We start from the raw sequence: 12,106 nt of genomic DNA, 5'->3' as shown, positions 1-12,106 counted from the left end.
AGATGATTGTCCATGCGCAGTCTAGTTCACAGATAAGCACGGAATCACCATGGCGGTCCCTCCACTCGGGACTGCCCGATGAACCGCTTGAGCCAGCTCACCGCCACCGCCCTGCTCGCCGTGTCCGGCGCCGCCAGTGCCGCATCCGCCCCGCACTGGGTCGCCAGCTGGCAGGCCAGCCCGCAGCCGGTCTGGAACGCGGATTTCCTGTTCCCGACCCTGGTCCCGGCCACACTGCAGGACCAGACCTTCCGCCAGACGGCGCGCATCAGCCTGGGCGGCCCGCGGCTGCGGGTGCGGCTGAGCAATGCCTACGGCACCCAGCCGCTGCGGATCGGAGCAGCCAGCGTGGCCGCACGCGCGGGCGCCATCCCGCAACCGCTCAGCTTCGGCGGCCAGCCCGGGGTGTTGATCGGGCCCGGTGAGGAACAGCTGAGCGATCCGCTCCCGCTGGCCACGGATGACCGCCAGGCAGTGCAGGTCAGCGTCTTTGTGCCGGGGCCGGCAACCGTTCAGACGTTCCATTGGGCAGGCCGCCAGACCAGTTGGATCGCCCCCGGCGACCAGAGCCGGGCCCAGGCCCTGAACGCAGCCAGCAGCACCACCGCCCGCCTGCTGCTGACCGGAATTGACGTCGAGGCCGGCGCCGACGCGCGCAGCGTGGTGGTGATCGGGGATTCGATAACCGACGGTGCCACCGCCAGCCTCGACCAGGACCAGCGCTGGACCGATCATCTGGCCGCGCGCCTGGCAGCGCGGGGCATAGCCGTGGTGAACGCCGGCATTTCCGGGGGGCGGCTGCTGCGCGACGGCATGGGTGAATCCGCCCTGGTCCGCTTCCGGCGCGACGCGCTGGACCAGCCTGCGGTATCCAGTGTGATCGTGCTGATGGGCATCAATGACATCAGCTGGCCAGGTACCGCATTCGCCCGGAACCAAGCCCGGCCCACGCTGGCCGAACTGCAGGCGGGGTATCGCGCGCTGGCAGAACAGGCCCGCCATCGTGGCGTGCGGATCATTGGCGCCACCCTGCCGCCGTTTGCCGACGCCCTGCCCGGCACGCCACTGGACGACTACTACCACCCGGACAAGGATGCCCTGCGCCAGCGGATCAATGCCTGGCTGCGCACGGACAGCCCGTTCGACGCAGTGATCGACCTGGACGCGGCGCTGCGCGACCCGGCCGATCCCTCACGGATGGCCGCCGCCTACGACTCCGGCGACCACCTCCACCCGGGTGATGCCGGCAACCGGGCCATGGCCGAGGCGGTCGATCTTGAGGTGCTCATGGGGCCATCCACGCATGGCGTGGATCTACCGTAAGCAACGAAAAACCCCGGCCAGGCCCGGGGTTTCGTCGCATCCAGCTGGCCGGAACGGCTTACTTGCGCTTCTTGCGCACGTACAGCACCAGCGAGTGCTCTTCCAGCTCGTAGCCATGGTCTGCGGCGATCTTGCGCTGCAGCTCCTCGATCTCGTGGCTTTCGAACTCGATGATCTTGCCACTGTCCACGTCGACCATGTGGTCGTGGTGGCCGCCACGGTCCAGTTCGTAGACCGCCTGGCCGCCCTCGAAATTGTGCTTGAGCACGAGGCCGGCAGCCTCGAACTGGGTCAGCACCCGGTAGACGGTCGCCAGGCCGATCTCGTCGCCATGCTCGAGCAGCTGGCGGTAGATGTCTTCGGCGGTCATGTGATGCTGGTGGTGCTGGGCATTGCGCTGCTCGAGCAGCGCCAGGATCCGCATCCGCGGATGGGTCACCTTCAGGCCGACTTTACGCAGGTCGTGGGTTTCCATAGGTCTCCGTTCATTGGCGATTTAGCGCCAGCTGCCTCGGATTGGGTCGCGGTGGCACGCCGGGAGTGTATCATCGGTTTGATTTCCCCAACCGCCAGTCCCGATGCGCAATCTCCTGTTGGTCGCCGCCGTCGCCCTGTCCACCACCGGGTGCGGCATCATCTACAAGCAACCCATCTATCAGGGCAACCTGATCCGGGAAGATGCCGTGGCCAAGCTGCAGGTCGGGCAGAGCAAGCAGCAGGTCACCGCGCTGCTGGGCACCCCGTCCATTCCCGACCCGTTCCACGCCCAGCGCTGGGACTACACGTCCAGCCAGCGCGTGAACCGCCTGGGCCGTACCGAAGTGAAGAACTTCGTGGTGTTCTTCGAGAATGACACCGTGACCCGCTGGGAAGGCGATTACTTCCCGGGCAACGACAAGGCCCTGGCCCAGCAGACCGTGCGCCAGTTCGGCCGCAATCTGCCGAAGGACAAGAAGAAGAAGGGCCGCTGAGCCCCCTGCCCGTCCGCAGGTACGGCTGCCGGAATCAACCGCCGAGCGCGCGACGCCGGCGGTTGTCCTTGGGATCGGCCAGCAGCGGGCGCAGCAGTTCGATGCGGTCGCCGTCCAGCAGAACCTGGTGCGGGCGTGCCAGTACGCCATGCACGGCGACGGCGGGACAATCGGCACTGCCTTCCAGCGCCGCAGCGGCAATGGCGTCGGCCACGGTGGCACCCTCCTCCAGTTTCAGTCGGCACGACAGCACCCGCTGCGGCCAGGCCAGTACCACCTCGACTTCGATCATCGCTCAGCCCTCGTCGGCGACGCGGACGAAATCGTTGACCATGCGATCGGCCAGCCCCTGGAAGCCGATCGCCAGCGCCGGACCGAGCAGGCGCGAGCTGGGTTCGAACTCCAGGGTCAGGGTGACCTTGCAGGCATCCTCGGCCAGCGCATGGAATTCCCAGCGGCCGTGCAGCTGCTTGAACGGGCCATCGCGCAGCTGCATATCAATGCTGTGCGGTCGCCGCAGCGTGTTTTCGGTCTGGAACCAGGTGCTGAAAGAGCCCAGGCCGAGGTCCAGGCGCGCCACCAGGCGGTCCTCGCCCTGCTCCATGATCTGGGCAGCCGAGCACCAGCGGAAACGGCTCGGATAGGCCTGGACATCATTGACCAGGTCGAACATGCGCGCGGCCGAATGTTCGACCAGGGCGCTGCGGCGGATAGTAGGCATGAATACAGGACGTTTCGGCAATCGACCGGGCGGGCCCGAATCGGAGACAATACGGAAATGAGCAAGAACAGCGGCAAGGATAAAGCAAAGAGCGCGACGGCCAACAAAACCATCGCGTTGAACAAGCGTGCCCGCCACGAGTACCACATCGAAGAGCGCTTCGAGGCCGGCCTCGCCCTGCAGGGCTGGGAGGTCAAGTCGATCCGCGCAGGCCGCGGCAACATCATCGACGCCTACGCCTATGTGAAGCGCGGCGAGATCTACCTGATCGGCGCACAGATCACCCCGTTGATCCAGGCCTCCACCCACGTGGTGGCCAATGACCGGCGCGAGCGCAAGCTGCTGCTGCACCGGAACGAGATCGACAAGCTGATCGGCAAGGTCGAGCGCGATGGCTACACGATCGTGCCCACTGCGATGTACTGGAGCAAGAACAAGATCAAGCTCGAAGTCGCGCTGGCCAAGGGCAAGCAGACCCATGACAAGCGCGATGCCGCCAAGGACCGCGACTGGGCGATCGAGAAGCAGCGTGTGATGCGTCGCGGCAACCGCGACGCGTAAGGCTGTAGCGCCGAGCCATGCTCGGCTTCGGCAAGAAGGGCAGCCGAGCGCAGGCTCGGCTCTACAAAAGGCGGGTCACCCCGCCAGCATGCCCTGCCCGCGCATGCGCGGTGCCAGCGCCGCGTGCATCACGGCCAGGTGCATCACCACTGCCAGTTCCGGGGCATGCCGGTCATCGCCCGCGCGCCACTGCTGTGCCATCTGGGCCGCATCGGCCGGCAACAGGGCCAGCAACTGGGCGTCATCCAGCGAATCGGCAGCGCCCTGCAACTGGCGCGCCAGCTGCCGCGACTGCCACACATGCACGCCGATGCTGAGGCTGGCCAGCGACATCAGGACCACGGCCAGCCCGTGCTCGAACCACTGCGACAGCACTTCCGGCCCCCACAGCAGGGCCGCCAACACCGCCATGCCGGGCAGACGCCAGCCCAGCCAATGGATGCGACCGCGTTGCGACCAATGCACCACCACCGCACTGGCGACCAGTGCTGCGGCCGCTGTGGCCGGCAGTTCGGTCAGCGCGGTGGCCGCAAGCAGCACACCCAGCACGGCCCAGACCCAACCAGGCGGCAGCGCGCGCCGCTGGTAGTCGGCCCCGACGGGTCCGACCAGCTGTCGCAGGCTGCGTTGTTGGCTTGCCTCGGTCACCCACAGTCTCCGTGTTTGTCCTGGCCCGGATGGTCGCCGCCAGTGTGTCGCAAATTCGTGCCCATGACGTTACCAATCCGCTATGACGGAGGCTCTACAACTTGTTGTGGATTGCCAAGGTGACTGTTCAGCTGTTTTGCCGTAGCATTGCCACTGTTGGGCAGGCACTGACCGTGGCGACACGAAACAGGCCTTGTACCTTGCAGAACTTGAAGAAACCGGGGGTGCATTGGTTTCGACGGGGGTTGTGAAGTCGCCTGGCGCATGCCGAGGGGGTAGCTTTCCTCGTAAATCCAGCTGCAAAACTCTAGTTGCCAACGACGACAACTACGCTCTGGCCGCTTAAGGCCTAAGCCTCGAAACCGCTTGTGTCCATGCTCGCGGTGTAGAGTCACTATCATGGAATCGCGCTGGACGGCTGCCTGTCAGTCCGGCACTAGAACACAACAGGCTGGTTCCCGGATGCGCTTTGCGCACCGTGCTGTTCGGGGACGAGATCCAACGGTGAGCTAAGCATGTAGTGCTGGGGATGGAGTGCCTTCGGACGGCGGTTCAATTCCGCCCACCTCCACCAATACCGGGTCCGTAAGGGTCGACGAAAAGCCGGAATCCCTCGTCAAATAAGGGGTTCCGGCTTTTTCGTTTTCCATGGTTGTCCATGCCGTTCCGTTGCAGGCTATGAGACGGTGGGGGTATATCTAGGGGTATCGCACCGCCCACAAAAAGCCGATACCCCCATGCCCCTGACCGACCTCGCGATCCGCCGCGCGAAGCCAGCCGACAAGCCGCAGAAGCTGTCCGACGCCGGCGGCCTGTACCTCTACGTCACTGTTGCCGGCGCCAAGAGCTGGCGCTGGAAGTATCGCTTCGGGGGCAAGGAGAAGGTGCTTGCGCTGGGCCTGTACCCCGACGTGAGCCTGGCCAGCGCCAGAGACGCGCGAGACGATGCCCGGCGTCTGCTGCGCAGCGGGGTGGACCCCGGCGAGCACAAGAAGGCCGCAGCGACGGCCGCCGTCGTGGATGCTGCTTCCAGCTTCGAGGCGATTGCCCGGGAGTGGCTTAAGGCCCGCCCTTGGGTGCCGACGTACAGCAAGAAGGTCCAGGCCTGGTTCGAGAATGACGTTTTTCCCCACATCGGGAAGCTGCGCGCTGCCGATCTGAAGGCCTCTGACTTCCTGAAGATCGCCCGCAAGATGGAGGAGCGCCAGGCGTTCGAGTCCGCGCACCGCGTCATGCAGAACTGCGGCCAGGTCATGCGCTACGCCGTGGCGACCGACCGAGCCGAGCGGAACCCCGTCGGGGACCTACGCGGCGCCCTGGTCCCGCCTCCAGAACGGAACCACGCCGCGGTGGTAGACCCGGTCCAGCTGGGCGGCCTGCTCCGCGCCCTACACGCGTACCGTGGTGCCGGTATCGTCAGCGCGGCGCTGAAGCTGGCGCCTTTGGTCTTCGTGCGTCCGGGGGAGTTGCGGCAGGCCGAGTGGGCGGAGATGGATCTGGATGCGGGGTTGTGGTCGATCCCGGCAGCACGTATGAAGATGCGGCAGCCTCACATCGTGCCGCTGGCGCGCCAGGCCGTTGAGATCCTGCGCGAGCTGAAGCCCTACACCGAGTCGGGAAAGTACGTGTTCCCCGCCAGGGGTAAGAAGGATCGTCCGATGTCGGAGGTGGCGGTATTGGCAGCATTGCGCGCCATGGGCTTCGACAAGGACACTGTGACGGGTCACGGCTTCCGCGCCACCGCGCGCACGTTGCTGGACGAGGTGCTGGGCTTCCGCCCGGACATCATCGAGCACCAGCTGGCGCATGCCGTGCGCGACCCGAACGGACGCGCCTACAACCGCACGACCCATCTCGATGAACGGATCCGGATGATTCAGGAGTGGGCGGACTACCTGGACCGGCTGCGCGATGGGAATGTGGTGCAGCTGCGGGTTGCCTGACGCCTACACCCCGCGCCGTAGCTGCTGCAGCCCTGCCCTCACCCACGCCTTGGTGCGAGCGTCCCTCGCTCGGGGTTTCGTCTCTGCCGGCGGCTTGCGCGGCTCAAGCGCCGCCTTGATCCGCTCGACCTCGTTCGCTCCAGCCTCGGCCAGGCGCCGGGCCTGTTGCTGCTGCTCGCGGGTCGGCGGCAGGCCGGGCAGCGGCGGCTCGGGCTGGATCAGGGTGCTGTCGGTCAGCCGGGCAACCGCCTGGCGCAGGGGCAGATCGGGATACAGCCTGGCGGCGCACCAGCGCTCGGCGTAGCGCTTCGCCTGGCGGACGTTGGCGGCGCGCGCTTCCTTCACTTCCCAAAACTTGTGGCCTTCCAGCCATAGGCGCACCCCAGGCCCGCCATCGGGTTCGACGCCGGCCGTCTCCCGGCCGTTGTACCAAAGCGCCCAGCGCTCGCCGGTCTGGACCCAGCCAGAGGGGATGGGGGCGGTGCGGAAGCCTTGGTAGCCGTGCGAGGGGAGCATGCCCGAAAGGATACGGCCGGCCGTCGCAGATCCTGCGAAATGCCATCACAAACGCATGGATGAAGGCATGCAAGGCCCCCAGCGCGCCGCATCAGGTCAAGAGGGCAAAGAGGGCAAAGAGGGCAAAGAGGGCAAAGAGGGCAAAGATCATTCTGTACCCCACAAGCCGTTCAACTACTCGACCCGCACTGGTGATGGCCGTCCATTAGAGGCTAATCTAGGACGAACCAGTCGATTTCAGAACAGATATGGAAAGTCTCGCCAATCTTCTCGCCAACGTCCCACCCGGCGTTTCTTTAGACATTGAGAAATGGTTCATAAACCCAATTCACTCCGGCCTTCAGGCTGCGCTACCACGGATCCGCCTTCACTGCTCTTCCGAACACTGCGGCGGCGATCGCTTCTTCAGAACGACATCAACTTACAACGTCCTGGGCCGTATTGATGAACTCAACATATCGAGAGCTTACTACCATTACGTCTGCTGCGATTGCTCAAGCTCCTCCAAGGTATTCGCATTACAGATAAAGAGAATGATTGGGGACCAGGGCGGGATAACGTTTCAGGCGATGAAGTTTGGCGAGGAGCCGGCATTCGGCCCTCCAATCCCAGCAAAGGCGATGACACTGGTAGGGCCTGACCGCGACGCATTCTTGAAGGGACGCCGAGCAGAGTCCCTGGGCTTGGGAGTTGGCGCGTTTGCATACTACCGGAGGGTCATAGAGAACCAGAAGGGGCGGCTATTTGACGAGTTCATTCGTGTGCTTCGCGCGACCTTACCCAATGACCCGGTGATTGATGACCTTGAAAGAGCGAAGAAGGAAACCCAATTCTCCAAGTCACTGCAATCGATCAAGCACGCAATCCCGACGTCCTTGCTGATCAATGGCCAGAACCCTATATCGCTTCTACACACCGCTCTCAGCGAAGGAATTCATGCACTCGAGGACGAAGAGTGTCTTGAGTATGCGACAGCCATTCGGACAATTCTCTTTGAGACGTCCAATCGACTGGCCTCCGCAATGAGTGATAATTCGGAGTTGTCAAAGGCCATAACGCTGTTGACGAGAGCTGGGCAGAATCGACAATAACCAAACGGCAAGAACTCCTAATCTACCAAGTGGTGGCTGACAATCAGTCGGGGCTCACGACGTGGTCGAACCCCAAAATGGCCTGGATGTATGTGGGTGTCCGCTTACGCAGCCAAGCGATGCTCGTAGAACGGGTGCCGCTTGTCGTCGAAGATCCGGTACAGGGCGTCCAGGTTGGCCGGGTCTGGGTTGAGCCAGGCATCCACGTGCTCGGGCTTGATGTTTATGATGGTCCGGTCGTGGCCGGCGGCGGCCACCTCGGGCTCGGGGTCGTCAGTGATGGCGGCGAACGACAGCAGATCCGGCTCCTTGCCGGCCGGGTCCTTCCAGTGCGACCACAGGCACGCGACCAGCATCGGCTCGCCCGTCCGCGGGGTGAACTGCACCACCTGGTTCTTCCCGTCCGGGCCCTCGACGTTCTCGTAGAAGGTGTCGACCACCATCAGGCCGCGGGTGTGTCCGAACGCCGGCGCCCAGAACTTCTCCAGGCTGTCGCGGCGGGCGTTGTAGGTGCCGGGGAAGCGCTGGTCGTAGTTGGCCGGCTTCCCGGCCAGGCGGCACTGGTAGCGCATCGGCTTGATGACCAGCTTTCCGCCCTCGGAGACGATCACCGGGGCGTAGACGCCGGGGAAGATACGGCTGTCGCGATCCTTCGGCTCGACGCGCTGCAGGTCTGCCAGCCGCGCCTTGGCCCGCTCGATCTTGTTGCCGGCAATCCGAACGTCCTCCCGGGCCTTCTTCGTCTCCTTCACCTGGAGCGCCCGCTCGGCGTCGGCCAGCCGCTTGCGGTTGGCGAACAGCTCCTGCTCCAGGATGGTGGCTTCGGCCCTGTTCCATTGCTCGACCTCGGCCCACACCGCCAGCTCTGCCGGGCTTGCCCCGCCTCGGAAAGCGTCGTCCATGGCCTTCGGGGTCTTGGGTCGCTTCTTGCCCGGGTCATGGGCATAGAGCGCAGCGAACTCCTGCAGCGACAGGGTGGCGCCGGTCATCCTAACCAGCTTCTGATACGCGGCGGTGATCTGGGCGGAATAGCACATGGGCGCAATCTGACCGCGCCCATTGTCGTGATCGAGTGAAGCCGCTCAGCACTTGGCTAAGCGGCGTTGGTATCACAAGAAGATGTAACCGAGCACGAGCTCCAGCTTTGCCGCAGGCTCACCCTCGCAATTCGACGAGTGAGTGTCGAAATGATCCTTTGTCGCCTCTATGTAGCAGCGATAGAGCGGCACCGTGCCAGGAACCTGAGTTGAAGAGAGGTATCCTTCAAAATAGCCCCATTCAATCGGATGATAACCCTCACAGCCCGGATCATTCGAGCTAAAGTACTTGACAATGTGGTTGTTCCACGATGGATCGTACATCGCACAGATGTACATGGGCCGCGCGTTCTCGAAGTATGTCGTGGAAACGAAGCCCAGCGAGCCTTCGTTGCGCCAGCCGAGCTTCCCCCAGTTCTGAGGCATCTCGTGATATGAGAAGTGCCCCTTCTGACTTGAGTTGAAGAACCTGAAAGTCTCTCGACTTGTAAAACCTGATGGCCGAGCGTCTAACGGAGATGCCAGCAGACTGGCAACTTCGCGAGCATCAACAGGAAGAACCGGCTCTCCATTCGAGGCAGTCGACTGAGCGGAGCAAACCGCCGACACCGAAAGACCGAGCGACAATAGAACGGTTGAAAGCTTCACGATGATCCTTTTCTATCCTTACGAGCGTCTTGCCCGCAAGCCGATGCTACAGAGCCCTGACTATCCTCGTTGTGATCCAATTCAAGGTGAGGAGACTTTAGAGCCACAAATCGAGCATTTCCCAATCAAGATCGATCACCATCCGTGCGACTCCGCCATCAACCGAACCCCAGCGGCACCTCGGTCAGGTCCACGATGAAGATCGTGGCGTTCTGCGGCCCCATCGTCACACCACCGACCGGGAAGGTGTTGGTGATCAACGTCTGTTGCATCACTTCCAGTCTGGAGATGAAGATCCGGTTGTCGCTGGTCATGTGTAAGTAGTCGGCTGTCATCGTGCAGCGGTCTTGCGACTGTGCGAAGTAGTAGAAACGCGGCGATGGAATGGCAATGCCAATCTTCACGCCAGGGAAGAACTGGCCAATTTGGACCGGAGGCCCTGCGACCGTGGGCAACGGCACTACCTGGAGCACGCGAAGGCCCTTCCGCCTTGAGTCGTAGAACACAGAGCCATCCTCACCGCGCATCCGTAGTCCGACGGGGCCGGATGCTTCACGTTGAGCAGCACTGAACGTGTAGTACTCCATCGTCTTGTTCGGCGCTTGGCTTGACGCATACACGTAACACGTCACGCCGCTCTGAACCAGAGTAAACCCCGTGGTGGTCCCAACGGAATCATTGATGTAGCGGCAGACGTGGAGATTCGTTGTCCCGTTGGTGGAGGCAAGAACCCCTCGCCCTGGCCAAGACGCAAAGGGAGGGGATCCAGCGGTCGCGCCACCGGAGAATGTTCCTGTATCCCGGGTTCCAGACTCGGCCAACTGCAGGTTCCGGTAGCCGGCCCCAATCTGGATTTGCCCGGTCCCTTGGTTCCGCACGCGAAGTCCGACGGCCATCAGCTGTAGATCCCGTAGTGAAGGGTGATGCCGCCGACGGTATCCGTCGTGGGCTTGCTCGGAAACATCTCCATCCTGACGTGGAAGTTCACCACGTCAGGGTCCCAGCTCCAGTTGATGCTGTTCCCGGAGATGGTCACCGATGGAACCAGCATTCCGTACACTGATCGTTGGCCCTCGCAGGTGAAGTAGTAGAAGGGCTCACCGCCGGAAAAGTCATTGACGATGAGCCCCCCGTTTGCCTCGGGCGGCGCGATCCACTTGTTGTTGGAGTTGACCGGGTTGTAGAGCGGGAACGTGTATGACCCGATGATCTTGGTCAGGCGCGTGGTGACCGTAGTCTCCACATACCCGCTCTCGCTCCTCACTCGCAGACCCACATCGGCCATTACAGCAGCACTCCAAGTTCGACGGCCGGGTTGCCGTTCGGGTAGTAGATGTAGACGCCCTGGTTGGTGATGTTGAGGCGATACCCGCCGGCCACCATTCCGTTGAACTGGAATCCGCCGCCAGCGGCCTTGTCGATCCTCCAGCCGGTCTGGCCTGCGACGTAGTCATCGGACTGGATCACCCCGCTGATCTTCGCGTTGGTGATCGCCGCATCGGCAATCTTGGCGCTGGCGATCCACGCGGTGCCGATCAGCGCCTGGTTGATGAAGGTCTGGCCGCCCTGAATCACGAACGGCGAGGTCAGCTGCCCGTTGACTAGGTTGACGAACGCAAAGCGATCGGCCGTGAACAGCACCTGGCTCTGGTAGCTGCCGTCCGGCTGATTCTCGATGCCAATCCCCATACCGGCCGCGTAGTACTGCCCGTTGGCGGCGATCTGCAATTTCAGGCTGTAGGAGGCGCTGATCTTGCCATTCACATCCACCAAGGCTTGGCTGGTCGCCTGCACCATCGCCCGGGTTTCGCCCACCGCCGCCTCGGTGGTATCCACGCGCCGGCCCAGCGCATAGTCGCCACTGGCGATGACCGTCAGCGTGGTGATCGTGCCGGCAAACGAGTCCTCATCGCCTGCGTTCCAGTCCTCATCGCCCGCATGCTCGGCGCTGTACTGCGCGACCAGGCCGTCCACCCGGTTGCCCACCGCGGTAACCTTGCCGTCGATCTCCGTAACGTCCAGCTCCAGCTGGTCGATCCGCCCGACCAACGCACCGGCCTCCGCCACAGCGTCGCCCACGCTCTTCCACTTCGTGCCTGGCGGTTCCTCATTGCCGGGGTCGGCGTCGGTCCACAACCAGATCTTGCCGTTGTGCACCACGGTCTGGCCCGGCTCATACGTGGCATCTGCGTCCCAGATCAACGGCACGATGCTGCTGATGCTCTCGATTTCGGACAGCAGCTCCTGCCCCAGCGCGCTCTTGTTGATGAGGCCGGAGAAGTACGCGTCGTACTCGGTCACGTCCGTGCTCGACTCGGTCAGAAGCCGTGAGCCCTGTTGCCTCGCGGTGCTCTCGCTGTACCCGGCGCGGATGGCCGCCTGGGTGCCGTTGTGATCCTGCAGGTACTCCTGGACGAACCGCTGCTGTTTCGGTGTCAACGGCGCTGCCCGGGCGGGTGTGGTCTTGGCCATGGTCGGGGGCGGAAATTCTGCAAGTGGGAAGGGCTCTGGAGCGAGGCCACCATGCGGAGGCGACCGGAAATCGCGGAAGTGGGAAGCCAGAGTGGCACCCGGCAACCTGTAGACGCAGGCCCTACACGCAAATAGTCGGGAATCCGTGTGGAGACCCGTGCCAACGTCGCTTCAC

At 63.4% G+C, this 12,106-nt stretch carries 15 protein-coding genes and 1 other RNA gene; 6 read left to right on the top strand and 10 right to left on the bottom strand.

Annotation, left to right across the window (positions count from 1 at the left end; genetic code table 11):
* The first annotated feature begins 78 nt into the window (after positions 1-78).
* Entirely contained in the window at positions 79-1,323 is a 1,245-nt protein-coding gene (locus ACSDHM_RS06960; RefSeq protein ID WP_439426807.1) for an SGNH/GDSL hydrolase family protein, read from the top strand.
* A gap of 58 nt (positions 1,324-1,381) precedes the next feature.
* Here ACSDHM_RS06960 and fur read toward each other — a convergent pair whose 3' ends face one another.
* Positions 1,382-1,798, bottom strand: a complete 417-nt coding sequence (gene fur, locus ACSDHM_RS06955) for a ferric iron uptake transcriptional regulator (RefSeq protein ID WP_014646807.1) — start codon at positions 1,796-1,798, stop codon at positions 1,382-1,384.
* 103 nt (positions 1,799-1,901) lie between these two features.
* Here fur and ACSDHM_RS06950 point away from each other — a divergent pair, with 103 nt between their 5' ends.
* Positions 1,902-2,294: an outer membrane protein assembly factor BamE gene (locus tag ACSDHM_RS06950; RefSeq protein ID WP_005409234.1), complete on the top strand. Its 393-nt coding sequence runs from the start codon at positions 1,902-1,904 to the stop codon at positions 2,292-2,294.
* A gap of 34 nt (positions 2,295-2,328) precedes the next feature.
* On the opposite strand, the gene ACSDHM_RS06945 is transcribed toward ACSDHM_RS06950, so the two are convergent.
* A complete protein-coding gene (locus tag ACSDHM_RS06945; protein WP_439426806.1) occupies positions 2,329-2,586 on the bottom strand; it encodes an RnfH family protein in 258 nt (85 codons plus the stop codon).
* 3 nt (positions 2,587-2,589) lie between these two features.
* Positions 2,590-3,015 (bottom strand): type II toxin-antitoxin system RatA family toxin, encoded by a 426-nt coding sequence (locus tag ACSDHM_RS06940; protein WP_061477941.1) that lies wholly within the window; start codon positions 3,013-3,015, stop codon positions 2,590-2,592.
* 57 nt (positions 3,016-3,072) lie between these two features.
* Between ACSDHM_RS06940 and smpB the strand changes: the two genes are divergently transcribed.
* On the top strand, positions 3,073-3,576 hold the full coding sequence (gene smpB, locus ACSDHM_RS06935; RefSeq protein ID WP_005416174.1) for an SsrA-binding protein SmpB: 504 nt from the start codon (positions 3,073-3,075) through the stop codon (positions 3,574-3,576).
* Positions 3,577-3,651: 75 nt separating this feature from the next.
* On the opposite strand, the gene ACSDHM_RS06930 is transcribed toward smpB, so the two are convergent.
* Positions 3,652-4,224, bottom strand: coding sequence for a hypothetical protein (locus ACSDHM_RS06930; RefSeq protein ID WP_334271454.1), 573 nt, complete (start codon positions 4,222-4,224; stop codon positions 3,652-3,654).
* Between the two features lie 220 nt (positions 4,225-4,444).
* Between ACSDHM_RS06930 and ssrA the strand changes: the two genes are divergently transcribed.
* Together ssrA and ACSDHM_RS06920 are read left to right on the top strand one after the other, a co-directional pair.
* Positions 4,445-4,798, top strand: a transfer-messenger RNA (tmRNA) gene (gene ssrA, locus ACSDHM_RS06925).
* Between the two features lie 163 nt (positions 4,799-4,961).
* The gene (locus tag ACSDHM_RS06920; RefSeq protein WP_439426805.1) at positions 4,962-6,167 is read left to right on the top strand and encodes a tyrosine-type recombinase/integrase; all 1,206 of its coding nucleotides are present in this window, start codon (positions 4,962-4,964) and stop codon (positions 6,165-6,167) included.
* Positions 6,168-6,170: 3 nt separating this feature from the next.
* Here ACSDHM_RS06920 and ACSDHM_RS06915 read toward each other — a convergent pair whose 3' ends face one another.
* Positions 6,171-6,683 carry a hypothetical protein gene (locus ACSDHM_RS06915; RefSeq protein ID WP_439426804.1) on the bottom strand — a complete coding sequence of 171 codons (513 nt, stop codon included), beginning with the start codon at positions 6,681-6,683 and terminating at the stop codon, positions 6,171-6,173.
* A 248-nt stretch (positions 6,684-6,931) separates the two neighbouring features.
* Here ACSDHM_RS06915 and ACSDHM_RS06910 point away from each other — a divergent pair, with 248 nt between their 5' ends.
* Positions 6,932-7,774: a hypothetical protein gene (locus ACSDHM_RS06910; protein ID WP_439426803.1), complete on the top strand. Its 843-nt coding sequence runs from the start codon at positions 6,932-6,934 to the stop codon at positions 7,772-7,774.
* Positions 7,775-7,878: 104 nt separating this feature from the next.
* Here the strand turns inward: ACSDHM_RS06910 and ACSDHM_RS06905 are convergent, their stop codons facing one another.
* From ACSDHM_RS06905 to ACSDHM_RS06885, 5 genes are all read right to left on the bottom strand, one after another.
* On the bottom strand, positions 7,879-8,811 hold the full coding sequence (locus ACSDHM_RS06905) for an SOS response-associated peptidase family protein (RefSeq protein WP_439426802.1): 933 nt from the start codon (positions 8,809-8,811) through the stop codon (positions 7,879-7,881).
* A gap of 72 nt (positions 8,812-8,883) precedes the next feature.
* Positions 8,884-9,459: a hypothetical protein gene (locus ACSDHM_RS06900; protein WP_439426801.1), complete on the bottom strand. Its 576-nt coding sequence runs from the start codon at positions 9,457-9,459 to the stop codon at positions 8,884-8,886.
* Between the two features lie 158 nt (positions 9,460-9,617).
* On the bottom strand, positions 9,618-10,046 hold the full coding sequence (locus tag ACSDHM_RS06895) for a hypothetical protein (RefSeq protein ID WP_439426800.1): 429 nt from the start codon (positions 10,044-10,046) through the stop codon (positions 9,618-9,620).
* 308 nt (positions 10,047-10,354) lie between these two features.
* A complete protein-coding gene (locus ACSDHM_RS06890) occupies positions 10,355-10,744 on the bottom strand; it encodes a hypothetical protein (RefSeq protein WP_439426799.1) in 390 nt (129 codons plus the stop codon).
* Positions 10,744-11,931, bottom strand: coding sequence for a phage tail tip fiber protein (locus tag ACSDHM_RS06885; RefSeq protein WP_439426798.1), 1,188 nt, complete (start codon positions 11,929-11,931; stop codon positions 10,744-10,746). The genes ACSDHM_RS06890 and ACSDHM_RS06885 overlap by 1 nt, the downstream gene beginning before the upstream one ends.
* Between the last annotated feature and the right edge of the window lie 175 nt (positions 11,932-12,106).

The organism is Stenotrophomonas sp. T8 (assembly GCF_051853085.1).
Classification (GTDB): domain Bacteria; phylum Pseudomonadota; class Gammaproteobacteria; order Xanthomonadales; family Xanthomonadaceae; genus Stenotrophomonas; species Stenotrophomonas sepilia.
Note: the sequence above shows the minus strand (reverse complement) of the source record. Positions and strands in the feature narration are given on the sequence as shown.